The 25,524-nt window shown below is 59.2% G+C and carries 21 protein-coding genes and 3 pseudogenes; 6 read left to right on the forward strand and 18 right to left on the reverse strand.

The window, feature by feature from the left end; all coding sequences use genetic code 11:
- The first annotated feature begins 662 nt into the window (after positions 1 to 662).
- The 5 genes from JCM15831_RS21460 (at position 663) to JCM15831_RS08000 (ending at position 4,237) form a co-directional block, all read left to right on the forward strand.
- Entirely contained in the window at positions 663 to 1,004 is a 342-nt protein-coding gene (locus JCM15831_RS21460) for a hypothetical protein (RefSeq protein ID WP_156938794.1), read from the forward strand.
- A complete protein-coding gene (locus JCM15831_RS07985) occupies positions 961 to 1,455 on the forward strand; it encodes a lysozyme (RefSeq protein ID WP_025823888.1) in 495 nt (164 codons plus the stop codon). Before JCM15831_RS21460 ends, JCM15831_RS07985 begins: the two co-directional genes overlap by 44 nt.
- A gap of 41 nt (positions 1,456 to 1,496) precedes the next feature.
- Entirely contained in the window at positions 1,497 to 1,751 is a 255-nt protein-coding gene (locus tag JCM15831_RS07990) for a hypothetical protein (protein WP_025823889.1), read from the forward strand.
- Positions 1,752 to 1,919: 168 nt separating this feature from the next.
- Positions 1,920 to 3,854: a GAF domain-containing protein gene (locus tag JCM15831_RS07995; RefSeq protein WP_198024275.1), complete on the forward strand. Its 1,935-nt coding sequence runs from the start codon at positions 1,920 to 1,922 to the stop codon at positions 3,852 to 3,854.
- Positions 3,854 to 4,237, forward strand: coding sequence for a response regulator (locus JCM15831_RS08000; protein WP_025823891.1), 384 nt, complete (start codon positions 3,854 to 3,856; stop codon positions 4,235 to 4,237). Before JCM15831_RS07995 ends, JCM15831_RS08000 begins: the two co-directional genes overlap by 1 nt.
- Before the next feature lie 18 nt (positions 4,238 to 4,255).
- Here JCM15831_RS08000 and JCM15831_RS08005 read toward each other — a convergent pair whose 3' ends face one another.
- From JCM15831_RS08005 to JCM15831_RS20985, 15 genes and pseudogenes are all read right to left on the reverse strand, one after another.
- Positions 4,256 to 5,236, reverse strand: coding sequence for a DMT family transporter (locus JCM15831_RS08005; protein WP_025823892.1), 981 nt, complete (start codon positions 5,234 to 5,236; stop codon positions 4,256 to 4,258).
- An 8-nt stretch (positions 5,237 to 5,244) separates the two neighbouring features.
- Positions 5,245 to 5,910, reverse strand: coding sequence for a hypothetical protein (locus JCM15831_RS08010; protein ID WP_156938795.1), 666 nt, complete (start codon positions 5,908 to 5,910; stop codon positions 5,245 to 5,247).
- 2 nt (positions 5,911 to 5,912) lie between these two features.
- Positions 5,913 to 6,719: a PepSY domain-containing protein gene (locus tag JCM15831_RS08015; RefSeq protein WP_025823894.1), complete on the reverse strand. Its 807-nt coding sequence runs from the start codon at positions 6,717 to 6,719 to the stop codon at positions 5,913 to 5,915.
- 132 nt (positions 6,720 to 6,851) lie between these two features.
- Positions 6,852 to 7,424 carry a nicotinamidase gene (locus tag JCM15831_RS08020; RefSeq protein WP_025823895.1) on the reverse strand — a complete coding sequence of 191 codons (573 nt, stop codon included), beginning with the start codon at positions 7,422 to 7,424 and terminating at the stop codon, positions 6,852 to 6,854.
- Between the two features lie 20 nt (positions 7,425 to 7,444).
- On the reverse strand, positions 7,445 to 8,392 hold the full coding sequence (locus JCM15831_RS08025) for an efflux RND transporter periplasmic adaptor subunit (RefSeq protein ID WP_025823896.1): 948 nt from the start codon (positions 8,390 to 8,392) through the stop codon (positions 7,445 to 7,447).
- A 13-nt stretch (positions 8,393 to 8,405) separates the two neighbouring features.
- Entirely contained in the window at positions 8,406 to 8,516 is a 111-nt protein-coding gene (locus tag JCM15831_RS23970; RefSeq protein WP_373277625.1) for a DUF1656 domain-containing protein, read from the reverse strand.
- 126 nt (positions 8,517 to 8,642) lie between these two features.
- The gene (locus tag JCM15831_RS08035; RefSeq protein WP_025823898.1) at positions 8,643 to 10,733 is read right to left on the reverse strand and encodes an FUSC family protein; all 2,091 of its coding nucleotides are present in this window, start codon (positions 10,731 to 10,733) and stop codon (positions 8,643 to 8,645) included.
- 119 nt (positions 10,734 to 10,852) lie between these two features.
- A pseudogene (locus JCM15831_RS17575) lies at positions 10,853 to 12,180 on the reverse strand (hemolysin family protein).
- Positions 12,181 to 12,264: 84 nt separating this feature from the next.
- Positions 12,265 to 14,319 (reverse strand): NAD-dependent DNA ligase LigA, encoded by a 2,055-nt coding sequence (ligA, locus tag JCM15831_RS08045; protein ID WP_025823899.1) that lies wholly within the window; start codon positions 14,317 to 14,319, stop codon positions 12,265 to 12,267.
- Positions 14,319 to 16,033: pseudogene (gene recN / locus JCM15831_RS17580) on the reverse strand (DNA repair protein RecN). The gene ligA and the pseudogene recN overlap by 1 nt, the downstream one beginning before the upstream one ends.
- A gap of 78 nt (positions 16,034 to 16,111) precedes the next feature.
- Positions 16,112 to 16,927, reverse strand: a complete 816-nt coding sequence (locus JCM15831_RS08055) for an outer membrane protein assembly factor BamD (RefSeq protein ID WP_373277626.1) — start codon at positions 16,925 to 16,927, stop codon at positions 16,112 to 16,114.
- 240 nt (positions 16,928 to 17,167) lie between these two features.
- Complete coding sequence (gene lpxC, locus JCM15831_RS17585; protein ID WP_051528394.1) at positions 17,168 to 18,076, reverse strand: UDP-3-O-acyl-N-acetylglucosamine deacetylase; 909 nt, start codon at positions 18,074 to 18,076, stop codon at positions 17,168 to 17,170.
- Positions 18,077 to 18,244: 168 nt separating this feature from the next.
- On the reverse strand, positions 18,245 to 19,726 hold the full coding sequence (ftsZ, locus tag JCM15831_RS08065) for a cell division protein FtsZ (protein ID WP_025823901.1): 1,482 nt from the start codon (positions 19,724 to 19,726) through the stop codon (positions 18,245 to 18,247).
- Between the two features lie 84 nt (positions 19,727 to 19,810).
- Positions 19,811 to 21,211, reverse strand: a complete 1,401-nt coding sequence (gene ftsA, locus JCM15831_RS08070; RefSeq protein ID WP_025823902.1) for a cell division protein FtsA — start codon at positions 21,209 to 21,211, stop codon at positions 19,811 to 19,813.
- A complete protein-coding gene (locus tag JCM15831_RS20985; RefSeq protein WP_306301832.1) occupies positions 21,208 to 21,957 on the reverse strand; it encodes a cell division protein FtsQ/DivIB in 750 nt (249 codons plus the stop codon). The genes ftsA and JCM15831_RS20985 overlap by 4 nt, the downstream gene beginning before the upstream one ends.
- Here JCM15831_RS20985 and JCM15831_RS22615 point away from each other — a divergent pair.
- Entirely contained in the window at positions 21,859 to 22,149 is a 291-nt protein-coding gene (locus JCM15831_RS22615; RefSeq protein ID WP_232228060.1) for a hypothetical protein, read from the forward strand. The genes JCM15831_RS20985 and JCM15831_RS22615 overlap by 99 nt on opposite strands.
- 79 nt (positions 22,150 to 22,228) lie before the next feature.
- Here the strand turns inward: JCM15831_RS22615 and JCM15831_RS08080 are convergent, their stop codons facing one another.
- The 3 genes and pseudogenes from JCM15831_RS08080 to murC form a co-directional block, all read right to left on the reverse strand.
- Positions 22,229 to 23,167 carry a D-alanine--D-alanine ligase gene (locus JCM15831_RS08080; protein WP_025823903.1) on the reverse strand — a complete coding sequence of 313 codons (939 nt, stop codon included), beginning with the start codon at positions 23,165 to 23,167 and terminating at the stop codon, positions 22,229 to 22,231.
- Positions 23,164 to 24,060, reverse strand: coding sequence for a UDP-N-acetylmuramate dehydrogenase (gene murB, locus JCM15831_RS08085; RefSeq protein WP_035774080.1), 897 nt, complete (start codon positions 24,058 to 24,060; stop codon positions 23,164 to 23,166). Before murB ends, JCM15831_RS08080 begins: the two co-directional genes overlap by 4 nt.
- Positions 24,057 to 25,474: pseudogene (gene murC / locus JCM15831_RS17595) on the reverse strand (UDP-N-acetylmuramate--L-alanine ligase). The gene murB and the pseudogene murC overlap by 4 nt, the downstream one beginning before the upstream one ends.
- Between the last annotated feature and the right edge of the window lie 50 nt (positions 25,475 to 25,524).

A 25,524-nucleotide genomic window follows, 5' to 3' on the forward strand; every position in this document is an offset into this window, starting at 1 on the left:
AACCGCAGCAGTTGCGTCAGGTGACTGCGCTTGACGCATCCCTGAGGACCCAATGATTGTCTTCGACATCGCAGGGAGTGGTTTCACCGCGTCTATCCAACGACTAATGGTCGGGCATCTTCGAGTTCTCAACCCGGAAAACGATGTGGAGAGGAAATAATTGGTGAACGCCCCCCGTATCTGAAGTATTTCGTCGATGAAGTTTTTTTTGTATTATTGATTAATTTGCATGTTCGTGATATGTTTCACTTACGCTTCTCTTTTTGAGTTGCGACGTGATCCATTCGAGACCGATTACTCGTTTGAGATTTCACTATGTGGCTCGTCCCAGCCAGAGTGGCGGTCGCTTGAAGGCAGCTTCTTGCAGCGACAGATAACCGTACCGATCCTGACGGGGGCGAAAAGTCTCCGTGCCGCAAACGTAACGACGTCTCGGGACTGTCGGCCTGTCCCTTGTCTGTCTTCAGAACGACCTGATCAGGCACGTTAAGAACACGGGCTCTCCGCGTCGTCATGCGGGTCCTGCGTCACAGATCTTCCAAGAAAATCAGGGTTGTTTTCTCAGCCCGTCAAGCTCCATCGGGCACAACGCACGGCTTTCGATGCGTCTGCCGGTGTCTTTGGGCTCTGGAAGCGACCCGTTCATCAACGAAAAGAGAGTCATGCCAGAAAATCTGCAACCACAACCGTGGTGGGTGGCCGTTCTTGGGGGGCTTCTTTTTACCATACGCTGGCTGATTGGCCTTGGAGCCTCCGGATCGCGTGCCACGATCGACGCGCAAAAAGCGGCTCTTGAGCGGCTTAATGCGCGCGTCGATATACTTGAAAAGCGCGAGGATCAGAACCTCGCCCTGATCGGGGAATTGCGAACCCAGAACGCCCTCCTGCGCGATGCCCTGTGCCGCGCGGGGCTTGATCTTCCAGCTTCGTCGGAACGAACGGCTCATCCGGAAAAACGAAATGAAAGACTCACTGAAAATCGCCATGGCACTGCTGAGCCGTGATGATGTCGAGGGGCTACGTCTGGCTCCTTATCTCTGCCCGGCAGGCTACTGGACCATCGGCTGCGGAAACCGTTTTCTGGCTGATGGGACAGCTGTAACCGCCGAAACGCAGCCGCTTACTCAAAAAAGCGCTCTGCTTTTACTCAGGCAGACGGTCATAGGGTTGAGGGCAGTCTTGCGCCAATGCGTGACCGTGCCGCTCACGCCGTGGCAGGAAGGGGCACTTCTCTCCTGGCAATTTAACATAGGCAGTTCGGCCATGCGCCGTTCGACGCTTTTACGCTTGCTCAATAAAGGTCTCTACGCCGAGGCCGGTCAGCAACTTCTGAGATGGGACAAAGCAACGCTCTCAGGGCGTCAGGTTGTCATGACCGGTCTGCAGAGGCGCAGACGTCTTGAGCTGGGTGTTTACTCCGGTCACCCGGTCGACGGGGTTTCGTTTACGGCCTGATCGATCTCTTTCTTCAAAAAATCAGAAACGGGAAACAAGTTATGGATTTGGACTGGCAACAACTTCTGATCGCCATTCAGCCTTTCATACCGCAGCAGATCGTGAGTGATCTAACGCTTATCGGCACGGCAATGATCGCGCTCTGTGCCATTGTGGCGAGGTTCTGGCCGAGACCCAGGGCAGGGTCGAACTGGCTGGTTCTCTATGAAGTGGTCAATCGCATCGCGATGAATAGCAAACATGCTGCGAACGCGAATGACACGGCAGCTCAATCTTCCCGCGATAAATCGCGGTAAAATCACCCAATCGCGATAAACAGGAGAAGACGCCTTTTTCCGTCCCGATTTGCATGGGAAGAGGTCCGTTAGCACTTCTGCAGAAAGGCAATATCGCGTAGGAGCGAAGAGAAATGAGGCTCGACTGCCCGATAATTTTCAGGGCCGCGCGATTGCATGGATGCTGGCATGGTCGATAACAGTGCGAGAGCGGTTGGGTTACTCGCGTACGACATCCTCGATACGCCCCCCGAGCGTGGATACGATGATCTTGTCCTTCTCGCGCGTCAGATCTGCGCGACGCCTATTGCCACGATGGGTCTCATTGATGCTCATCGCCAGTGGTTCAAGGCCAAAACGGGCACGACGGTCTGCGAGAGCGCGCTTGAAGAGGCAATCTGTCGTCTGGTTGTGGAAGAAGACGGTCCGGTCGAGATCGAGGATCTCACTTGCGATCCGCGCACGGCTGCCAATCCGAATGTTCTGGGCGGCCCAAAGGTGCGCTTTTACTCAGGTGTCCCTCTACGAACGCCCTTTGGGACCATCGGCGCCCTTGCTGTTATCGATACGGTGCCACGACCGGGCGGGTTGACGACGGCGCAGCGAGAAGCACTGGAAAAATTCTCGTCTCTTGTGGTTGATCTGCTTGAATTGCGTCGCCGCTCGAGCGCGCTCGATGACAGTCAGAAACGCTGGCGCAGCCTCTTTTCGAACATGGACGAGGGGTATTATCTGGCGCGTGTCGTGCGAGACGAGACGGGGCGGATCTGCGACTGGCTTTATCAGGAGGTCAATCCGGCCTGGGAGCGTCACGTCGGCATTGGACCCGACCAGGTACTCGGTCAGACCTATGGGGCGCTTTTCTCTGTGGACGAGCCTGAATGGGTCGATCTCGTCACGCGCACGATGGAGAGTGATCGGCCGGTATCGTTTCTCCAGCGATTGCAATCGACGGGGCGCTGGTATGACGGCACCTTCTATCCCGTCGGTCAGGATTATTTTTCTGCGACTTTCAGAGAGGTGACCAAGCAGATCGCGGCCGAGCAGCGTCAGGCGGGGCTCATCGCGCTGGGCGACGTGCTGCGCGATGAACGCGATATCGCCCTCATGATCAGCAAGGCCATGGAGGTGATCGGGACGGCCTTCAGTGCCGATCGCGCGACCTATGGGGAGATCGATCATGACATTGAGACGATCACGGTATCTGAAGGATGGGCGTTGCCCGGAATGCCTCCGATCAAGGGGATCTATCGTTTCGACGATTATGGGAAATTGCGTCCGACCCTGTTGGCGGGAGACCCTCTGGTCATCACCGACACTCTGACAGACATACGAACGCGCGATGATAGCGAAGCGTGGCTCTCCTTGCGCGCGCGCGGTGTCATCAACGTCCCTGTGCGCGAGGATGGGCGTAATGTCGCTCTGATGCTGGTCCATTTCGCAGATCCTCATGAATGGACCAGTGAGGAAATCCACTGGCTCCACAACGCGGCGGACAGGATCGAACTGGCTATTGCCCGCAGACGTGCAGACGAACTGCAGAGCATGATCAATGGCGAGATTGCTCATCGGCTGCGTAACACGCTTGCTATGGTTCAGGCCGTGGCACGCATGACGTTGCGCCATTCCTTGTCCAAGGAAGAGGCTGATCGTTTTCACGAGCGGCTTCACTCTTTGGGACGTGCGCATGATCTGCTCCATAGTGACGATCGTCGTGCCGCGGTTCTGGGTGATCTCGTCGGCAATATCCTCGGCGATGCCAGTGTTCTGGAGCGATGCCGGATTTCAGGACCGGTCATTCGTCTGGGCACGCGCGCTGCCATGTCGACGGCGCTGCTGATCCACGAGATGACGACCAATGCTTGTAAACATGGGGCACTGTCCCTGCCGGACGGCATTGTGACGGTTGAGTGGCTGATAGAGAAGACAGTGTCTGGCTCGGATCTGGTCCTGTTGTGGCGGGAGAGCCATGGCCCTTCGGTCATTGCCCCGACGCGCAAGGGGTTCGGGGCGCGTCTGATTTCCTTCGGGTTGATTGGAACGGGAGGCGTTTCCCTGCGCTATGAGCAGGAAGGTCTGTCGGCCAGCTTCAGGGCCGATATAGAAAAGATCATGAGGACTTGATGGCGCACTCACTCATCTACACCCAGTCTGCCGTGCCGACGGTCCTCGTGGTCGAAGATGAGCCTCTGCAGCGCATGAGCCTCATGGATCTCGTTGAAGAGGCGGGATACCCGGTGGAGGAGGCCTGCGATGCCGATCAGGCTCTGGCTATCCTGGAGACGCGGCCCGACATCCGAATTGTGCTGGCTGACGTCGACATGCCAGGGTCCATGGACGGGCTTCGGCTCGCTGCACTGGTGCGCGACCGTTGGCCGCCTATTGAGATTATCGTGACGAGCGGGCGGGGTATTCCGCAACTCAAGACAATCCCGGCCCGTGCAATGTTCTTGCCCAAGCCGCTCAGTGAGCAACGCGTGATAGAAGCTCTGTCCCAGTTCGGCTAAGCCCGTCGCACGGCGAAGTTAAACCGTTTGTACGTCGGGGGATTGGACGGTGGGCTTTCTGTGGGCTGCCACGCAACAAAGAACGCTTACGACGATGGCCAAAAACGAGGCGATCTCGAGGGGGCGCGGCATGCGCCAGTCCCAGAGAAAACCATAGAGAAGAGCGAAGAGCGTTTCGAACAGGATCATCTGTCCTGTCAGGGTGAGGGGTAGCAGACGGCTCATCCGGTTCCACAAGGAGTTGCCGCATACGGAGGCGATGACGGCCACACCGAGAGAAACGCTTCCGAACCAGGCCCAGTCTTCGGCATTGTGCCTCGTTGAGTCCAAGGCCCATGCAATCGGCAGCATAAAGATGGCCTGCGCGCCGGTCACCAGTCCAGTCAGCAGACTCCATTCATGAGCCGAGACATGGTCCAGCCGGCTCAAGGCCCGGCTGTTCCCGACCGCAAAGCAGGTCCAGGAAGCAAGCGCTGCACAGGCGCAGATCAGGCCGATAAGGCTGTCTTTCCCCGCCCGTTCGGGTGACTGCGAAGTCGTAGCGAGAGCCTGCCACCCGATACAAAACGCACCGACGATACAGAAGAAGAGTGAGGGGGCGAGCTTGACGAAGGCGGGAGAGTCCTGATCACGGCTGCCGATGATCGTAACAGCAACGGGCATGAAGCCGATCACCAGCGAGGTAAGCGCAATGCCACCCTTCTGCACGCCCATCGACAGCATGACGTAATAGAAGCTGTTGCCGAAAAAGGAGAGCCAGAAGAGGACAAGCCAGTCGTGACGGCGAAGAGTGCGACAGAGAACGGGTAACCGCCTGGCCACAAGAGCGAGTGCAATGAGGCCGTAAGCGAGATATCGACCTGCGGCTAGATCGAGCGGCGGAAACGAGCGGACCAGTTCCGGCGCGAGAAAGACCAGCCCCCAGAGAGATCCCGCACCGGCGCCGCACAGCACGCCGAGCGGCAAATTCTGGCGATGTGGAGTCAGAATCTTTTTCATGCTGTCTTCTACCGTCCGATTTGTTTTGTGCTTCGCTGCTCCCGCCGGATGCTCTCTCTCGATGCATTTTTCAGCGTCTGCGCGACCCGCTTCATCCCGATCATAAAGCCAGCGAGACAGAGTGTGGTCGCGCCAAGAAGGAGAGGCAGAACAAAGAGCAATCGGGCAAGTGGCCTGCGCAGCCAACTAAAGAAATCGAGATCATGGGGCCCGTAGATCATCCAGCGCGAGGCTCTCGCTGCTGGATCGATCAGGAGTAGCGCGGCGCCAGTATGGCCATCGAGGTAAAGGCGCATCGCTTCAGGCCCGATGATACGGAAAACAGGAAGGCTGCGTTTTTTGAAGTGGCTCGAAAAATAATAGGCATCTTCGACAGTGAGGCGCTCGATCTGAACGTGAAGGCCTCTTTCCCGAAAGCTACGTGTAAGATTGCCCTCCGTGAGAGGGGCGGGACCAAGATGCTCATTCAGGCGTTCGAAGGCACCTGCGTCGTCGACTGCATTCAGGACGATCTCATGGTTCTGCATCCCGATGTCGATCGTACGATAACCGTGCTCAGAGTGAGCCTGTAACGCCAGGATAAGCGGAGCGAGTGCGCTCATCTCGACAGGCTCTGTCATCCTGGTGACCCATTGAGGGGTTTCCCCTCGTGCCATCAAGCCTGCCGGGTTCATGGTCAGAAATCCGGTCGTAATCCAGGATAGAAGTACGACCCCAAAATCAGCCCGCCGAGATGGTGAACACGGTGCAAGCGCTGATAAGGGGAGAGATGGCGTCCTGTCCTGAAACGGCGCCAGCCGATCCATAAACCCAATGCCGTGAGAAAAATCCCTAGTCCGGAAAGGACAGTCAGGGTGTCGACCCAGAGCGTCTGATGGCGTTTCAGAAGGGAGGGATAAAGCCAGTGAGGGATTGCACCGATCCACGCCCAGAAACGTGTTTCCTGTGTTGTCTCCTGCATGATGTCGCCGCTCGACGGTGAGAGATAGAGAAGACGTCTCGACGGTCCCTCGATTTCATAGCGGTAAAGGCCCGAGCGATGTTCTGGCGTGTTGAGGATCCACTGGTCGTCCTGACGCAATCCCTGAAAATGCGGGATTCCGTCTTCTCCCGCCAGTGATGCGTAGCGTTTTACATCACCCAAAAGGTCGTCCGGCGAGAAATGGAATGGGATTCCATTGCGCAGGTTGAAGGATTGAACGTCCCCTTGTTCGCTTCTCGCCTGAAGAAGGGGAACACCGTGCACCATGAGGAGGCGAAAATTTCGATATCGCCCCGTCAGTTGAGGGAGCTGGAGCGTGCCTCTGAGGCTGATCGTCTCATGAGCCATCCGGACGTGCGTTTCGTCGGGCTGAGGCCAGGCTTTCCACAGCATCACGATGCCGGAAAGACACCAGACCGACATCATGAGCCCCAGAGTGATCCCGAGCCAGCGATGGAGGAGGAAGGTGAATCGTACCGCCTTCTTGTGGAGTATCCTCACGGGTGAGGCTCTTCCGCATTCCGGCTAAGACGGCTTGTGGTCCTGACGTCGGGTCTCTTGAGATTTGAGCCGAGAGGTATCAAGAGCCGGAATTCCGACGACTGTTTTCGAAGCGGGACAAAAGGAAGGTCGTCAGGAAGTGATGAGTTTGATGCCGAGCTCTGACAGCTCTTGCAGACAAGGGGTTTCATCGGCTGCGATGCCTTTGCAGGCATTGAGGGCGATCGAGGTCTCAAACCCCTGACTGCGGGCATCGCGTGCCGTCGCTGCCACGCAGACATCGAGTGCCAGGCCGCAAAGCGTTACCTTTTCGATATAGAAGCCACGAAGCAGCGCATCGAGCCCCGTGCTGGCCTGCTGCTCGTTGTCAAAAAACGCCGAATAGGAATCACACGACTCACGTGTTCCCTTATGGATGATATGGGTGAGGCTGCGCTGGTCGAGACCGGGGGCGAATGCCGCGCCCGACGTGCCTGCAACGCAATGAACCGGCCAGGGACCACCCTGGGCCGTAAACGAGATGTGGTGTTCCGGGTGCCAGTCCCGGCTGGCGATCACAGCAGTAAAATCCTGCTGCAGCAGCGCATTGACCGTGGGAAGGATTAGATCCCCCTCGTTTATGGCAAGAGCCCCCCCTGGCAGGAAATCGTTCTGAATGTCGATCACGATCAAAGCATGTCGTGAGAGCGCGCGCTGGCTGGCCATGTTTGTGGGCTCCTATGGGGTCAGTGACCGATAACATGGCGCATATCGTCGCCGAAATGATGAAGCGCATCTCCTGCAGACATATGCTTTCTATGGCCGTTTTCGGCGACGATCGTCACAGTGGCGGTCATGCCTGCTGCCAGATGCAGCTCTGGGGGCAGTTGATCGATATGAACCCGCACGGGAATACGCTGGGCGAGACGCACCCAGGTGTAAACAGGATCCACTGAAGGTAGCCCCTGCGTTGCGGTTGTAGCGTTCATGGATGAAATACCGCGCGTGATGCTCTCGACATGTCCGAAAACAGGGTGATGCGCCCCCATGAGATCCATACGCACGGGATCGCCGACTTCAATATTATGAACCTTGGTTTCTTCGAAATAACCATCCACCCAATAGGATGAGGAATCGATGATCTGGATGTTGACGTGCCCTGCTGTTGCGAAGTCACCAGGGCGCATGAGCAGATTGGTGACGTACCCATCGATCGAGCTATGGACGACCGTCCGCTCCAGATCGATCCTTGCCTGCCTGAGCGCAGCCTGTGCCGCGTCATACTGGGCACGGGCCTGCGCCGCTCGGGCTTCGTATTGCTGTTTTTCTTCTGTTGAGACAGCGACGCCGGGAATGATGCGGCGTCGCTGAAACTGCGAGACACGGAAATCGAGATCGGCCTTGCGTTCGGCAAGATTGGCTTCGGCAGAGGCAACACGAACGTTGAAATCGAAAGGATCGATGACGTAGAGCACATCTCCCCGATGGACGAATTCATTGTCGTGCACACGGACATCGATGATCTCTCCCGACACGCGGGGCGCCATGTTCACCACCTGGGCGCGAACCTGGCCGTTTCGTGTCCAGGGAGCAGCTGTATAATAATCCCACAGGATCACGATCACGACCCCCGCAACGACGAGGATCGACAGGGTGATGAGCCATCTGATCAGGCGTGAGGCGCGAGCGAGCACGATCTAAATTCTTTCACAAGAGCCAAGTGTAAAGGCCCAGCAGGCAGACCAGAAGGCCGAACTGGGCCAGAGGCGGGTTCCAGAAAAATTGCCAGAGATTGAGCCTGCCAAAGCACCAGCGGATAAGGCAAGCGTGAGCAGAGCCAGAAAGAGATTGGCAACGAAGGTCGAAACGAGAACACCTTCCAGATCGATGACCTGACTCATGATGCGCACTCCCCTGTAGCGAATGAGCCGTCTTTACGGTGTTTTACCATCTTGAGCGTCCAAGGCCGAAATGCATCAGGGTCGACCGGTTCTCAGCCAGCGCCGAGCGCAGGGCTTCGAGACTTCCAGCGCAGAGGAGGGCCAGAGCCCGCTCTCCGGAAACGCTGCTTCGGGAAGAGACATCAAGAAACTCGCAGCTGAGACGCGGAAGATCCCGGGCCAGAGTCGGGAAGGCTGCGCTCTTCACGACGTCACGCGCGTCATTTGCGAGTGCTGTCAGGCAGGAGCAGGCACAGGCGTCATCGAGGTAGTGCCGGACGCGAGCAAGAGTGCTGGCAAGATCTTCAAGCTCGACAAGTCGATTGAAAACGTGACGATTAACGGGGCGTTCGACAGGCCGCTCGCCCTCGCGCCTGCTGAAATGATGCGGGGGAATACGCTTTGTCCAGCTCAGGAGCTGCGCCAGACGATCGTATTTAAGCGTGAGGAGCGCCGCACCTGCCGGCCTGCCCTGACCTTTGAGCTGCGCCTCGAAATCCTGTCCGATTGATGCGGCAATCCGAAAGCGTCGGCTGCGCGGGGTGGGGGGGAACAGGAGCACGAGGATGATGAACGAGATGACCCCTGCAATAAGATAAAAGATGTTGCGGGAGATGAAGGCGAGGGGATCGTAATCCTGATGATTACTCAGGCCGAGAATGAGGGGAAAGAACGCCCCATAATTGAAGCCGACGGCACTGCTTTTCGGGTTGAGGAGCATCAGGCACGCAAAGATCGTGTGGGGCAACAGAACGAGCGCCAATGCGCCAAAAGTGGCGAGGTGAGGCAGCACCAGATAATTCATAAAGATGGCGACGAACACGGCGAGAGACAGCCCCCAGACGGCTCCCATGCCGAATTGCGTCGTGTCATTGGCTGTGGATGCCAAAGTGAGGATGAGCGCTGCCTGCGACAGAGCTGCCATTGAGGGCGGTTGCCCGCTGGCGATGCAAAGCCCGGCGGTAATCGAGAAACCGAGCAGGACGCGCAAGGCGTTGATCAGGGCGGCGATGTGATCGGGGTGGCGGGCGATCTGGGCAAGTTTGAGAGCCTCACCCGCCGGGGTCGCATATTGAAGCGTATTGATCCCGGTGCTGATATGCATCCGGTTGCTCAGCATGACCGCGCTTCGTTCAAGAAAATGCGCGTCTGCAGCATTGGGGTGATAAGAGGGGTCCTCCTCACGCATGCTTTGCAGAAGCGAGCTGACGGTTTCGAGACGGTCGCTGTGATCTTCGCGCAATTCATGCCAGGCGAGAACGTGACGTCTTGCGAGAGCGGAGACCTTGTTGTGACGCAGGATATGGGCGATGGCCCGCCCTGAGCCCAGCACGGTGAGCATCCCGATAATCGCCAGTCGGGCACCTGCTGTGCGTCGTGTCGAGCGGTCGATTTCGGTCTTTGCATAGGTGATCTGGGCCGAAAGCGAGAGGATGTCCCCAGCGAGAGCGGTTGTTTCCATGGCATCGGGCACATCTTCGCCCTGCATGGCCCTGCGACCGAAATCCCTGATCTGTCTTGCCCTGCTCTCGAGCCCGTCAGCCAGTTTTTGCCAGGCTTTGGGAGAACCGGTGAGCATGTTGACGAACGCTACCGAGGCGATGCCGATGGCCACACAGCTTGCGCGGGAAATCGCGACATCGAAGACGTTTTGCGGCTTGTCGACCACGTTCACGGCGACAAGGGCAATCGTGTATCCGGACAGCAATGCACCGTAAGAGCGGAAATTTCGCTCCAACGACCCGATATAGGTGCAGCCTGCAAGCCAGAGCGCGCAGCCACCCAGCAGCATGCCGCGATCCTGGCTGAAGCAGGTGATGAGAAGGATCGAGGCTGCGGTGCCCAGCATCGTGCCGACCAGACGGTAAAGGGCTTTCGACAGCGCCTGGCCCCGAAGCGGCTGGGTGATGATCATCACCGTCACGGCCGCACCGGCCGGTGAATCGAGCTGCGCCCAGAAGGCCGTTGCCAGAGCAAGGCAGACGGCTGCCCAGCTTCGAAACGAAAAGCCGATCCATCCGGATTGAAAAGGGGGGCTGGGCAGGTCGCTTGGCAATGGCCACCAGCGCTCGCGTCTTTGTGCCCCCTCTGTCATACGGCTCCCACTCAGTCTTCCGGTTAATCGCAGAGGAACGCCCTGGGGCAGGGGCGGGTCAAGTCCTGAAGGTCTGGCGAAGGTCGCAGACAACCTTTGTCAGATACGGTTCTGAAATCTCAGACTTCGGGAGGAACGCGGGACACCAGAAGCTGGTTGATTCTGAAACCGTCGACATCCACCACTTCGAAACGGTAATTCGCCGCTTCGATCCTGTCGGCCTTGCGCGCCATCCGACGCAGGCGATGCATGACAAAGCCGCCAATCGTATGAAAGAGATCCCGTTCGGCACTCAGGTCGATATCCAGTTCGCGGAACACGTCACCGATCGGAGCTGCACCGTCGATCAACCAGGAATTGGCGTCGCGCCGAACGATGGCCTGTTCTTCGAACGGGCTTGCAAGCCCGTCCATCAGGCGCCCATGATATCTTTGAAGGTGATGAGGCCGACCACAAGGCCATACTCATTAACGATCAGCGCGAACCCGGCACCGTGTGAGTCGAATTGTGCCAGTGTGTCCCACAGATTGAGCGTATCGGGCAAAGAAAGTGTGTCGCGCCGCATCCGGAAGATCTGGTTGCTGATCGGCTGGCTCGGATCTGTCAGCGGGGGGGCTTCATCGACGACCGCGACAAGCACGTCTTCGGCGCGGATCGACCCGATGACATGATCGAGCCCGCCATCGCAGAGAGGATAGCGGGAATAGGGTCGAATACGCACCTTGTCGCGCTGGGACTCAAGGCTCTCCTGTATGTCGAGAAAGACAATCTCGTCACGCGGGGTCATGGCCGAGGTAACCGAGCGATCCTGAAGTGCGAGCACGTTCTGGATCAGCTGATGTTCTTTTTCCTGCAGGACACCCGATGCCGTCCCCGCTGCCAGCATGGCATTGAGGTCTTCTGGTGTGACAGGCTCGACAACCGAAGCTGCAGGAATGCGCAAGAGGCTCAACAGCCAGTCTGAGATGATCGAGAACACCCAGACGGCTGGGTAGAGCACCTTGAGAGCGCCGGTCAGAAACCAGCCGACTTTCAGGGCGACCCGGTCCGGGTTGTTGAGTGCGATCCGCTTGGGCAGAAGATCGGCAAAAAGCACGAACAGGCCCGTTACGACGATGAACGCCAGGGTTGCCGCGGTCTTGCCGGCGAAGCCCGGTGTCAGACCGGCCTCGATCAGCGCTTCCGTAAAAGCAGGTGCCAGCAATTCGCTCGAGATCACACCGCCAAGCACGCCGACAGCGTTGAGGCAGATCTGAAGGACTGTGATGACCTGCCCGCTATTGCGCCGCAGCTTCAGGAAGGCCGACGCACGGGTGTCGCCCTGATCGGCCAACGCACGCAGGCGAATGTCACGAGCAGCAGCAAAAGATATTTCCGACAGCGAAATCAGAATGGAGACGGCAATCGCTGCCACAATGGCCGCGAGGCCCAGAAGCAGCAACGTCACGCGCGTAGCTCCTCAAAGGAAGGGAAAATGTAATTCGAAGACTTCTTCCTAAACGGCTTGGTCTTCATTTGCCAGTATTTGCTTTTAATTTGCAGCGGGGAGACCGGCGAGTAGGCGCCAGCCAGCTTCATCGCAGGTCTCAAGACCAAGCTCGGCTGCCTTTTTGGCCTTCGATCCGGCTTTTTCGCCCAGGACGACCAATCCGGTTTTTTTCGACACAGAGTCACTGACCTGTGCGCCAAGGCGCTCGGCAATCGATTTGGCTTCCGGGCGCGTCATGGTGTGCAACGTCCCGGTGAAGACGATTGTCTTGCCGGAAAGAGGGCCTTCCTCTGGGCGCGCTTCTGTCTCGATTGTCAGTTCGCCACGAAGGTCGGAGAGCGTTGCGAGATTATGCGGCTCTGCGAAAAAGGCGAGCAGATCGGCCACGATGCTCTCGCCGATGCCCATGATACTTCCAAGCGCCAGACGCTCGTCCGAGCCGATGAGACTGGCGGCTTTCATAGCCTCAAACCAGGCTTCATAGGTCTGGTAGTGGCGCGCCAGAAGCTGGGCATTACGCTCGCCGATACGTCTGATCCCCAGTCCGAAGAGGAACCGGCTGAATGAGATGCTGCGTCTCTGCTCGATCGCTCGCAGCAGATTGCGCGTGGAGAGCTCCCCCCAACCCTCCCGGGTTCGAATGAGATCGGCTTTTTCATGCAGCCGGAAAATGTCTCCGGGTTTGTCGATGAGCCCGATCTCGTGGAACTCACGGATGGAGCGCTCGCCCAGCCCGTCAATGTCGAAGGCAGGACGTGAGACGAAATGGATCAGTCTTTCGACGACCTGCGCCTCGCAGGTGAGGCCGCCCGTGCAGCGGCGGACAGCCTCTCCATCGGGCCGCTCTGTCTGAGCGTGGCAGACCGGGCATTGCGCCGGAAAAACATAGGCAGGGCCACGGGGTTTGTCCTCAGGCACGGGGCCGAGGATCTGGGGAATGACGTCGCCTGCTCGTTGCACACGCACAAGATCGCCCGGTCGGACATCCTTGCGGGCAATTTCGTCTTCGTTATGAAGTGTCGCCCTCGAGACGATCACCCCGCCAACATTGACGGGTTGGAGATGAGCGGTCGGCGTAAGCGCGCCGGTTCGACCGACCTGGATCTCGATTTTCTCAAGACGGGTGATGGCCTGCTCGGAGGGAAACTTCCACGCGATGGCCCAGCGCGGGGCGCGCCCGGCAAAGCCAAGACGGCTTTGAAGATCGAGATCGTCCAGCTTGAAGACCACACCGTCGATGTCATAGGCAAGCGCGGCACGCTGACGGGCCAGATCGTCGATATAAGCCGGGATCTCGCTCGCATGGGCAATTGGCGTCGAAAGCGGATTGACGGGAAATCCCCATTTTTTCAGCTGATCGAGATAGGCCTGATGCGTGGAGGCGCAGCGTTCACTGGCAAAGCCTTGCGCATAGGCAAACAGGGAAAGAGGGCGGCGCGCCGTCACGGCGGGATCGAGCTGACGCAAGGATCCCGCCGCCGCATTTCGGGGATTAGCGAAGGGTTTTTGGTCCTGCGCGATCATTGTCTCGTTGAGCGCAAGAAAATCCGCTTTGGCCATAAAGATCTCGCCGCGGATCTCGATTTCATCGGGTGCCGAGTCGGTGAGCTTCCGAGGGATCGCGGCAATTGTCAGTAGATTGGCGGTGACGTCTTCTCCCACCAATCCGTCGCCACGCGTGGTCCCACGCACAAGCTTGCCACCCTTATAGGTCAGATTGATCGAAAGACCGTCGATCTTGGGCTCTGCGACGAAGGTCAGGGCATCTGCCGCCTTGGTATCGAGACCGAGAAAGCGGGCTGCCTTGGAGACGAAAGAGGCGAATTCCTCCGGCGTGAAAACGTTATCCAGCGAGAGCATCGGCACACGATGGGCCTGTTTGCCGAAAGCGGAATCAGGCGCAGCGCCAACCTCATCCGTGACGCTTCCTTCGGCTTTTAGTTCAGGATGGGCTTCCTCAAGCATGACAAGGGCGCGTCGCTTCTCGTCGTACTCCGCATCCGACACCTCAGGCGCGTCATTCTGATAATAAGCCGTGTTCCAGCGCGTGATGAGTGCTGCGAGCTGCGCATGCTGCTGGGCGGGGGTGTCGTCCATTACTCTCGTTCCAAAAGGCTGTCGGCTGCAGTGCGGGCGGCGTCGGTGATCGTTTCTCCAGCAACATACGCGCGATCTCCTCGCGGCGTTCCTCTGCCGATAGCTTTTCAGCAGAGGTTTCCGTGCGTTCCTTGCGAATGCGTTTGCTGATCCGCAGATGCTGATCGCCGCGCGCCGCGACCTGCGGGCTATGAGTGACCACCAGAACCTGCACATCCTGCGCGACGCGGTGCAGTCGGTCGCCGATTGACGACGCCGTTGCACCGCCGACCCCTGAATCGACTTCATCGAAAACGAGGGTCGGAATAGCCGAACGCTCGGCAAGGACGACTTTGAGCGCCAGCATGAGACGGGACAATTCGCCGCCGGAGGCGACCTTGGCCAGCGGTCCCGGTGGCTGGCCGGGGTTGGCTGCAATCAGGAATGAGGCCTGTTCCTTGCCGCGCAGGTTCCATGCCTCAGGCTCGAGCGGGTTCAGCGAAACGATAAATCGGGCACGCTCGAGCCGAACGGGCTTAAGCTCAGCCATGACTGCCGTTTCCAGCCGTCGCGCAGCGCGTTCCCTGATCGCGCTGAGCTTTTCGGCCTCGGCAGCAAACAGGGCACGTGCTTCCTGAGTTTCCTTCTGGAGCTGCTCGATACGCGCATTGCCTGAATCGAGTGCGTCGAGCCTCGCTTGCAGACTGGCGAGCAGGGCTGCCAGCTCGTTGACCGCAACGCCATGTTTGCGTCCGGCAGCGCGCAGCGCGAAGAGACGCTCTTCGGTCTCTTCCAGAAGGCGAGGGTCCGTATCGGCGTCAGCGGCAAGACGGGAGAGCAATGTTTCAGCTTCTGCGAGCGCTTCTTCTGCCTTTTCCAAAGCCACGAGCGCTTCCTGTGCCTGATTCTGCTGGGCAGAGCTGGGCGCATTTTCCTCGCCCGGCGCAGGAAGGAGACGGGCCAGGGTTCGGCTGGCACTGCGGAGTGCCGCAGCAGGGGTCGCAGAGCGACGATCACGTGGTGTCAGCTCTGCCAACGCGGCGGCAATGGCTTCCCCACGGCGTTCGCCCTGTTGCAGACCGATGCGCAGAGCGGCCAGATGCTCTTCTTCGTCTTCCTGCGGGGCGAGGACGCTGAGATCGTCAACAGCCTGTCTCAGCCAGTCTTCTTCGCGCCTTGTCGCTTCCATTTCCGAGAGGGCAGTGGCGAGAGCCGCTGTTGCTTCAATCCACCGGCGATAGCTGCGTGCAACCTGATCCCTGATGGCGCGGTCCACGCCGAAAGCATCGAGAAGATCCAGATGGGTCGCCTGATCGGCAAGGCCCATCTGATCATGCTGGCCCTGAATTTCCACGAGCAACGCCGCGATACGGCGTAGAAGGCCGACACCGATCGGCTGGTCGTTGACATAGGCGCGCGAGCGCGCGTCCGCTGTCACGGTGCGGCGTAAAACAACCGGCTCATGCGGGTCATCGAGCGCGATACCCTGCTCGGTGAGGAGCTGATGGACCGGGTGTTGATCGGAAATTTCGAAACATGCCGAGACAGCGGCTTGATCTGCGCCCGCCCGAACGAGCCCACCGCTCGCTCGGTCACCCAGCGCGAGACCAAGAGAGTCGAGCAGGATGGATTTCCCAGCCCCGGTCTCACCCGTGAGAACGGTCAAACCGGGGTGGAAAGGGAGGTCGAGCCTCTCGATGAGAACCACATCGCGTATCGAGAGGTGAGTCAGCATGAGGCGGGATCCTGAAATGTCAGCAAGAAAATCTCGTTGGCGGGCGGCAGTGCCGCCAACGGAAAACCCTTTTTCGGATCAGAACACCGAATGCCACATGCGACCGAAGAAACCGCTCTTGTCGGCATCTGGCGCCACGCTGTGCTCGGGAAGCAGATTGCGGTTGCGCAACAGGTTATAGCTGTAACGATACCATTGGCTGTTGGGGTAGTTATAACCCAGAACCGATGCGGATTTACGGGCTTCATCGATCAGGCCAAGCTGAAGATTGACTTCAACCAGACGTTCAAGGGCTTCGGCCACGTGGTTGGTGGTCTGGAAGTCGGCGACCACGCGCTGATAACGACCAAGGGCGGCTTCATAGTTATGCTGCTGTTGGTAGTACCGACCGACAAGCATTTCCTTGCCCGCCAGATGGTCACGGCAGAGATCGATCTTGAGCTGGGCATCGCGCGCATAGGCTGTCTGCGGAAAGCGCGTTACGACTTCTTCAAGCGCGTTCAGGGCTTCAACCGTGCCCTGCTGGTCACGCTGCACTTCAGCGATCTGCTCATAATAGCACAGGGCGCGCAGGTAGTAGGCATAGGCAGCGTCAGGGCTTGTCGGATGCAGAAGCAGATAGCGCTCAAGCTGCTGAACGGAGAGCGCGTATTCACCCTGCAGATAATAGGCATAGCCTTCCATCAGCTCGGCGTTACCGACATAGCCCGAATAGGGATAATTCTGCTGAAGCAGCTCGAACTCGCCACTCGCCAGCGTGTAACGCTTTGAGTGCAGTGCATCGATACCGTAATTATACAGTGTCTCCGCGCTTGCTACTTTGGGGGCCTTGAACTCTTCTTTATTGGAGAAGAGAGAGCAACCGCTCAGGAGTAGAAAGCTGCTCGCCATCATTGCGGCAACGAGACGCTGACGCTTGGGAGCAGGAGGTACGTTACGTTCTATGTTTTGATGCATGCCGACTCTTCCACTGACGAAGGGTCTTATATCACGCCTGACCATTCGCGGAAGACCTCTGCGCACGAGATCGTTTCTCTTATGCCGATGCGCGCAGCTCGGTCCGTGCCTCGTTTTCGCTTCCGACAAAACGCCAGTTTGCGGGGGACGCAAAGAGCGCGTGAAGCAGGCGGTTATTCAGTCCATGGCCAGATTTATGGCCCATGAACCGGCTTGCAGCGTGTGCCCTGCAAGATAGAGATCGCCAACCGCATCCATCAGCTTGTGCCGGACAAATTCCTTAGGATGGCGCAGGCCGCACGGGTTGAGAACCGTATCGTCCTCAACGACAATGGCGTTGTCCAGCGAACCGCCACGGGCGAGGCCCATTTGCTGCAAAGCCTCGATTTCCTTGCGTTCGACGAAGGTGCGGCAAAAACCAACTTCCTGCCTGAAGCGCTCCAGCGTGAGCGGCATAGCATGGCGCTGCTGACCAATGACCGAAGCCGAAAAATCGATGGACATGGCAAGAGCGAAACCTGAGCGGGCAGGGCGCAGCTCGGCAAAGGCGCCGTTATCATCCTCGACGTGAACAGGCTTGAGCACCTCGATCACTCTGCGCGCGCTGTTTAGCGTGACGGCACCAGCACACTGGATCAGAAAATCGAATTCAGCGGCGGAGCCGTCGAGAACGGGAGTCTCCGGTCCGTCGATTTCAATCAAGGCGTTATCGATGCCATTGGCGTGCAAGGCCGCCATAAGATGCTCGATCGTCGCGACCCGGATCGTGGGGGCGTCAGGTCGGGCGATAACCGTGCTCAGTCTGGTATCGACCACATGGTCATGGCGCGCGATGATCGGCAAGGAAGCAGGCAGATCGCTCCGCTTGAAAGCAATGCCGTGATCGCTGGGTGCAGGATTGAGGGTCATCTGGACCCGGGCGCCGCTATGCAGCCCTGTGCCAACGCAGGTGATCGACTGCTTCAGCGTCCCTTGATGGGAGATGTTTGTCCCCTTTTTGGGAACCGTAGGAAAACCTTGGGAGATGGTGGAGAGCGGCAGAGGCACAATCGATGCTTTGAACGGTGTTTCAGCCGTGATCTGCATGATGGGGCGCTCTCCATGGTTACTTCGACGTTATGTCGAGATCCTAAGAAGAGCTGTAGCCTCGAAGCAGTGACGCAGACCAGTCAATGTTTATTGCCAAGTATTACGGTCTAAAGTCCTGAAACTGAAGTGTAATTTCAGTTTCAGGATGCAATAATGTGACCGAAATCAGCGACCCTGATCGCGGCGCAGGAAGGCCGGGATGTCGAGCCCGTTTTCTTCACCCTGCTCATGGTTTGAGGAGCTGCGAGGCGTTTCTTCGCGTTCGACCACCATCGGAGAATGACGAGGGGCTTCCATCGGCGGGGGCGAAGCGGGAGCCGGACGGCCACGCAGCGCACCGGTTACGATACCGAAGAGGCTGCGAGGCTGTGCCTGCTGCTCCGGCATGGCCCGCTGGTTCTGGTCCGAGAAGAGTCCGGAACGCGGGGAAGGAGCCTGTTGCGGTGCGTGCTTTCCAGCCTGAGAGGGGATTGTGTGAGGCGACGGCGCCGATGACGGTGCTGCGTTGTTTTCTGGCGCGTAATGAGCAGGCTGACGGGGAACCGCGGCGTAGGTCGATGCAGGCTTGAAGGGAGCCTGAGTTTCCGGATGAGCAACGTCGACACTCTCAGGCGCAGCAGCGGGTTGCTCGACGACCTCGACAGGCTCTTCCACGATTTCCGGCTGGCGCGAATGGCTGCCATCGATGCCGGTTGCAACAACGGAAACACGGATGCGCCCATTGAGCGAGGAATCGATCGCAGACCCCCAGATGATCGTGGCGTCGTCGGCGACCTCCTGACGGATCCGCTCTGCAGCTTGATCGACTTCATACAGGGTGAGGTCGTCGCCACCGGTGATATTGATAAGCAGGCCGCGTGCCCCCGACATCGACGAATCATCGAGAAGCGGGTTCGAGATCGCCCGGTTGGCGGCTTCGAGGGCGCGGTCTTCACCCTCGGCTTCACCTGTGCCCATCATGGCCTTGCCCATTTCCGCCATGACAGTGCGGATATCGGCGAAATCGAGATTGATCAGTCCAGGCGCCAGCATCAGATCGGTCACGCCGCGCACGCCCATGTAGAGCACTTCGTCAGCCATCTTGAAGGCTTCACGCAGCGTCGTGTGCATGGTGGCCATGCGGAACAGATTCTGGTTGGGGATGACGATCAGCGTATCGACATGCTGCTGCAGCTCGGCAATGCCGGCATCGGCCACCTTCTTGCGTCGCGCGCCCTCAAAACCGAAAGGCGTGCTGACGACGCCGACGGTCAGGATCTTGCGATCACGCGCCATCTTCGCGATGACCGGTGCTGCACCCGTTCCCGTGCCGCCCCCCATACCGGCGGTGACGAAGACCATGTGCGCGCCATCGATATGACGGCTGATTTCCTCTGCGGCTTCCTCTGCGGCGGCTTTCCCGATTTCGGGCTTTGCCCCGGCGCCAAGCCCCTGGGTCAGATGCGGACCGAGCTGCACCCGGCGCTCGGCGCGCGAACCGGCGAGAGCCTGAGCATCGGTGTTGGCAACGACGAACTCGACACCCTGCAGCTGCATTTCGATCATGTTGTTGACGGCGTTCATGCCGCCGCCACCCACGCCGATCACGGTGATACGCGGTGAGGAATCGGAATAGTTATACTGCGGGGCGGTGAGATTGAGCGTCATGGCGTAATCCGAAACAGAGCTGAAATCAGTCGCAACAGGTAAAATAGAGACTGAGGAGCAATAACAATATAAGTTACTTTTTCCTCAGGCGCGACCCCTAATGAAATGAACGAGGCGCTTTAGTACCCCATTTGGGCGTGGATCGGGAGCATCGGCGTCATGAAATCCACGATCGGCGCCTGCAACCCAGGCGAGAAGGCCTGAAGCGGTCGAAAATCCCGCAGAATTTGCGCCGATTTCGGGCAGACCCACAATACCGAGAGGGCGCCCGAGCCGGATCGGTCGATCGAGAATACGAGCGGCCATCGGGCCGACGCCGTCCAGAAGCGACGCGCCCCCCGTGAGCACCACGCGCTCACGCCCGGTGCGGCCAAACCCGGCATCGTCGAGACGGTCCCGAACGAGTTCAAGCGTTTCCTCGATGCGCGGGCGAATGGCCGAGACCAGTCTTGCACGCGATACCGTTGTCAGAACGCCCGCGGCCTCGCCGATTTTCTGCAGTGTGATGAGTTCGCTGCTGTCTTCTGCCGAAAGTTCTGCTGCGCCGTATTTTGTCTTGAGGCGCTCGGCTTCGTCGAGCGACGTCGAAAGCATGCCCGCAAGGTCGCGTGTGACATGCAGCCCCCCCACAGGCAGAAAGGCGGAATACCGCAGCATCCCCTCGCCAAAGACGGCGATAGAAGTTGTGCCACCGCCCATATCCACCACGGTTGCACCGAGTTCGCGCTCATCGGCATCGAGAACCGAAAGTCCGGAGGCGAGCGAGGCGGAGACCAGATTGGTCAGTTTGAGCTCGGACCGCATGAGCACCGAATCAAGGGTTCTGACCGCTGTCGTGGCGGCATCGACGACATGAAGCCGTGCCGTCAGTTGCTCGCAGACCTGACCGCGTGGGTCGATAATCCCGGTGGTGTCGTCAACGGCGTAGCCTACGGGGAGCGTATGGATGACGGTGCGGCCCTCGGTATAGGCGCGTGCCTGACCTTCGGCCACGACGCGCCCCATATCGGTTTCGCTGACTTCGCGCCCACCGATCGGCATGCGGGCGTTAAACAGATGGCTCTCGGGATGGCCGCAGGAAAGATTGACTGCAATGTGGTCCAGGCGGCGATCTGCCGCATCTTCAGCCTGACCGACAGTCGCGCGGATCGCCTGTTCTGCTTCGTTGAGGTCGACGATATTACCGTTGCGGATCCCGCGTGACCGGCGCCAGCCATAGCCCAGAACCCGCAACGTGCCATCGGCCTCGCCCCGGCCGATCAGGCAGGTCATTTTCGTCGAGCCGATATCCAGAACCCCGAAGACACCGACGCGCCAGTTTCTCGGGATACTGGGCTCATCTGCTGGGGGCAAAGACAGGATATGCTCTTCGGAACGTCCATGATTATTCCGGCGCGAAGAGACAGGCAGCAGTGAGCGGCTTTTGACCGAGCGGCGGCGCTTTTTCTGGGGGGCTTCCGGGGGGATGGCCACAAGGTCGTTCATTCTGCCGGGGCTCCGTCTTTGGGATGGGGGGCGGGAAGGGGAGAAGCTCCACCATGCGTCGCCGGTGACTGCGTCGTTTTCGCGTTAGAGGAGGGGGACGGTTTTTGAGTCGTGTTCCGTGTCGTCCCAGCTGAAGCCCCGGGCGCCGCTTTACCGGGTGCTGTTTGTGGTGCGCTGGGAGTGGAAGACGGTGATGGATTCTGATGGACGGTCATACGATCAGGCAGGCGCATATCGATCGAGACGACAGGGCGCTCCAGAAGTCGGAACTGCGCCTGATAGTGAGCCAGACGGCTGAGTGCGGCCTGTTCCTGACCCTCGGGCAGAAGAACGGTTGCACCGTCGCGCAGGCTGAGGTTCCAGCGTCTCTGGCCGATGCGGACGGCCGCCACGACGAAGCCCTGCACTTCAGGATTTGCCGTCAGGGCATCGACAAGGGAGGAGGCGGCAAGATTGGCCCCTTCTCCCACGACCAGCGGCAGCTTGACGAAAGCCTGGCCGTTCTTTCCCTCCAGTCCCTGATCGGGCACGCGCTCCCCCTCTCGATTGATGAGAATGAACTGACCGTGGGCCTGCCACACCGCGATCGGACTGCGTTCGACGATCTTGATCGTGATCGTATCCGGCATGTGCCGCTGGACCGTTGCGTGATCGACAAAGGGCAGCGTGTCGATGCGCTCACGTGCAGACGTGACCGAAAAACCGAAAATGGGCTCACCGACCGAAGTCCCGAGCGCCTTCAGCAGGTCTTCTTCAGAGGTGAGGTTACGCCCTTCGATATGGATGGTCTTGATCTTGAAGGGCAGATATTCGACCAGACGGGCGCGGTATGGCGCAAAGCGTGTCTCGGACGTGGAAAGCTTGAGGCGGAGGCGGCAAAGCCTGCCATGCCAAGCAGGATGACAAAAAACACAGCCAGACGCAGCCCGCGCTTGTGACGACGCATGAACAAAAGCAAACGCGATGGGCGGTCCTGCTGTACCGAGCCTCTGTGGCGCGTGTCCGGCCGTCGGTTTTTCATGCGGTCGATTTGCCTCGGGTCGCCAACGCGTCGCGCACCAGCCAGTCGCAGAGTTCCGGGTAGGTGATTCCGCAATAGGCAGCCTGTTCTGGCAGCAGTGAGGTGGCCGTCATGCCGGGCTGCGTGTTGACTTCGAGCAGGATGAGGCGACCCGTTTCCTCGTCATAGCGATAATCGGCTCTTGATGCCCCCGCGCATCCCAGTGCGCGATGGGCGGCTTCTGCCACACGCAGCGCGCGCTCGAAGATTTCCTCAGGCACTTGCGCGGGTACATGATGAACCGAGCCACCAGGAGCATATTTGGCGTCGAAATCGTAGAAGTCACCGGTAGGGGAAGCCGCGACGATGTCGGTTACGGTCAAGGCACGCTGACCCAGTACGGCAACCGTGAGTTCGCGGCCCGGGATATATTCTTCGACCAAAGCCTCGTTTCCGAAAGCCCAGTTTGCAGCAATCGTCTGGCGACGATTGCTGCCGGTCCGGACGATTTCCACTCCGAAAGAAGAGCCTTCAGAGACCGGTTTGACGACATAGGGTGTGGGCAGCGGATCGGCGGCGGACAGTTCGTCCATCGTGACCACGCGCCCTTCCGCCACCGGGAGGCCTGCGGCTGCAAAGACGCGACGCGAAGCTTCCTTGTCCATGGCCATAGCCGAGGCCCGGATCGAGGAGTGGGTATAGGGCAGGCCAATCCATTCCAGCACACCCTGAATGGCACCGTCTTCCCCGAGCGGACCGTGCAGGGCATTAAAAACCACATGGGGAGCAGCCGAACGCAGAGCCTTGATTGTCTCTACGAGATCCGGTCCGGCATCGACTGTCACCACATCATGACCAGCCTCGGTCAAAGCCTGGGCGACACCCGCACCGCTTCGCAGGCTCACAGGGCGTTCGCTTGAAATTCCCCCCTGAAGGACAGCGATTTTCAGGCTCATGATGCATTCCCCAGTCGTTTGATTTCCCAGTGCAGCGCGATGCCGCTGTGGTCGAGCACGCGCTGACGCACCTCGTCGCCGAGGGCTTCGAGATCGCTGCTCGTGGCCTCGCCGAGATTGAGCAGAAAATTGCAGTGCTTCTCGCTGACCTGTGCTCCCCCGCGTGTCAGCCCACGACATCCCGCCTCGTCGATCAATTGCCAGGCTTTGTGACCTTCGGGATTGCGAAAGGTCGATCCTCCCGTCCGCGCCCGGACCGGTTGCGACGCCTCGCGTGCGGCTTTGATCTCGGCGATATGGGCGCGGATTGCGGCTGCGTCGCCCTGATGCGCCTTGAGCCGCGCGCGCAACACGATCGCGCCCTCGGGGAGGGTCGCATGGCGGTATGTAAAAGCGAGCGTCTGGTTGCTCAGCTTCGAGATCGTTCCGTCGGGCAGCAGGATCTCAGCCCAGTCGAGCACGGCGTTGATGTCAGAGCCATAAGCACCGGCATTCATGACGACGGCACCACCGATCGAGCCAGGAATTCCGGCGAGAAATTCCAGCCCTGCAAGTCCGGCATTGGCAGCCTGTTCGGCCACGATCATGTCGAGGGCAGCGGCACCGGCAATCAGTCCGTCAGCTTCAATCACGATGTCAGCAAAGCCGCCGGCCATGCGGATGACAAGACCGTCGATCCCGCCGTCGCGGATAATGACATTCGAGCACGCCCCGAGCAACGTGACAGGCGTTCCTTGCGGCAGGGCTGCGAGCGTCTCGGCCAGATCCTGCCCGTCTTTGGGCACGAAAAGCGCCTCGGCATTGCCGCCAGTGCGAAACCAGGCGCGCGGGCCAAGCGGCGCATCGAAGCTCAGCCGACCGCGTGGGGAAAGGGCACGAAGCGCCGTGGTCATGATGCCTTGCCGTTCAGCGCGGCGAGCTGGCCGGGAAGGGCATGGGCCCAGTTGGTGATTGTGCCTGCCCCGAGGCAAACGACAAAATCGCCGGGCTTGGCGATGGCATTGACCATTTCGGCCATATGCTCCGGTCCGGGCAGCGGCACAACCGACCGATGGCCGCTGGCCCGCAGACCTTCGATCAGCGAGTCACGGCTGAACCCCTCGATTGGCGCTTCTCCGGCGGCATAGACATCAGTGACGATGACGGTGCCGGCATCGTTCATGCAGGTGCAAAAATCGCTGAACAGCGCCTCAAGACGCGAATAGCGGTGGGGTTGAACGATGGCGATCACGTCACGTGCACCCGCCTGACGGGCAGCCCGCAGGACGGCAGCGATTTCGACAGGATGATGACCGTAATCATCGATGACCGTGATGCCGTTATAATCGCCGCAGCGCGTGAAGCGACGCTTGACGCCACGGAACCCGGCCAGAGCCAGACGGATCGTCTCGTCGCTGATGTCCATCTCGCTGGCGACGGCGATCGCGGCCAGGGCGTTCAGGACATTGTGCTGGCCCAGCATCGGCAGGCGGAACGGCCCGGCGCGACGGGTGAGCTTCTTCGCACGGTTGGTGATGACCACTTCGAAGGTGGCGCCGAGACGATCGGTAATCAGCTTGTCGGCCCGGATATCGGCTTGCGGGCTGAAGCCGTAGGTGACGACACGATGATCCGAAAGTCGCGGAATCATCTGCTGCACGGCGGGGTGATCGATGCAGAGGACGGCAAAGCCATAGAAAGGAATATTGGACACAAACTGGTCATAGGCCGCCTGCATGGCCTCGGCAGTGCCCCAATGATCGAGATGCTCGGGGTCCATATTTGTCACGACAGCAATGACGGCAGGCAGACGGAGGAAGGATCCGTCGCTCTCATCGGCTTCGACGACCATCCAGTCGCCCGAGCCCATGCGCGTATTGGTGCCATAGGCTTCGATAATGCCGCCATTGATGACGGTCGGGTCGAGCTTCGCCTGTTCCAGTACGCAGGCGACAAGGCTGGTCGTCGTTGTCTTGCCATGTGTTCCGCCAATGGCGACGGCCCAGCGCAGACGCATAAGCTCCGCCAGCATTTCCGCACGACGCACGACGGGAACCAGACGCGCGCGGGCAGCCAGCACTTCCGGATTGTCTTTTTTGACTGCGGTCGATGTGACGACAACCTGTGCGGTGCCGAGATTGGCTTCGTCATGGCCGATTGCAATCGTAATGCCGAGCTTGCGCAGACGCAGCACATTGGCATTTTCACTGATATCCGACCCCTGAACCTTGTAGCCAAGCATGTGCAGCACTTCGCGATGCCCGACATCCCGATGCCGCCGATACCGACGAAATGGATGGTGCCGATGGTGAGGGGAAGTGCGCGCATGAGCCAGGCTTTCAGGGAAACAGTAGAAAATCGGTGAAGTGACAGGGCAT

The organism is Asaia astilbis JCM 15831 (assembly GCF_000613845.1).
Classification (GTDB): domain Bacteria; phylum Pseudomonadota; class Alphaproteobacteria; order Acetobacterales; family Acetobacteraceae; genus Asaia; species Asaia astilbis.

What these genes read in the sequence shown, in the direction of transcription:
- JCM15831_RS21460 (WP_156938794.1), top strand. Translation starts at nt 663, where the DNA reads ATGCCAGAAAATCTGCAACCACAACCGTGGTGGGTGGCCGTTCTTGGG.
- JCM15831_RS07985 (WP_025823888.1), top strand. Translation starts at nt 961, where the DNA reads ATGAAAGACTCACTGAAAATCGCCATGGCACTGCTGAGCCGTGATGAT.
- JCM15831_RS07990 (WP_025823889.1), top strand. Translation starts at nt 1,497, where the DNA reads ATGGATTTGGACTGGCAACAACTTCTGATCGCCATTCAGCCTTTCATA.
- JCM15831_RS07995 (WP_198024275.1), top strand. Translation starts at nt 1,920, where the DNA reads ATGGTCGATAACAGTGCGAGAGCGGTTGGGTTACTCGCGTACGACATC.
- JCM15831_RS08000 (WP_025823891.1), top strand. Translation starts at nt 3,854, where the DNA reads ATGGCGCACTCACTCATCTACACCCAGTCTGCCGTGCCGACGGTCCTC.
- JCM15831_RS08005 (WP_025823892.1), bottom strand. Translation starts at nt 5,236, where the DNA reads ATGAAAAAGATTCTGACTCCACATCGCCAGAATTTGCCGCTCGGCGTG.
- JCM15831_RS08010 (WP_156938795.1), bottom strand. Translation starts at nt 5,910, where the DNA reads ATGAACCCGGCAGGCTTGATGGCACGAGGGGAAACCCCTCAATGGGTC.
- JCM15831_RS08020 (WP_025823895.1), bottom strand. Translation starts at nt 7,424, where the DNA reads ATGGCCAGCCAGCGCGCGCTCTCACGACATGCTTTGATCGTGATCGAC.
- JCM15831_RS08035 (WP_025823898.1), bottom strand. Translation starts at nt 10,733, where the DNA reads ATGACAGAGGGGGCACAAAGACGCGAGCGCTGGTGGCCATTGCCAAGC.
- ligA (WP_025823899.1), bottom strand. Translation starts at nt 14,319, where the DNA reads ATGGACGACACCCCCGCCCAGCAGCATGCGCAGCTCGCAGCACTCATC.
- JCM15831_RS08055 (WP_373277626.1), bottom strand. Translation starts at nt 16,927, where the DNA reads ATGATGGCGAGCAGCTTTCTACTCCTGAGCGGTTGCTCTCTCTTCTCC.
- lpxC (WP_051528394.1), bottom strand. Translation starts at nt 18,076, where the DNA reads ATGCAGATCACGGCTGAAACACCGTTCAAAGCATCGATTGTGCCTCTG.
- ftsZ (WP_025823901.1), bottom strand. Translation starts at nt 19,726, where the DNA reads ATGACGCTCAATCTCACCGCCCCGCAGTATAACTATTCCGATTCCTCA.
- ftsA (WP_025823902.1), bottom strand. Translation starts at nt 21,211, where the DNA reads ATGAACGACCTTGTGGCCATCCCCCCGGAAGCCCCCCAGAAAAAGCGC.
- JCM15831_RS08080 (WP_025823903.1), bottom strand. Translation starts at nt 23,167, where the DNA reads ATGAGCCTGAAAATCGCTGTCCTTCAGGGGGGAATTTCAAGCGAACGC.
- murB (WP_035774080.1), bottom strand. Translation starts at nt 24,060, where the DNA reads ATGACCACGGCGCTTCGTGCCCTTTCCCCACGCGGTCGGCTGAGCTTC.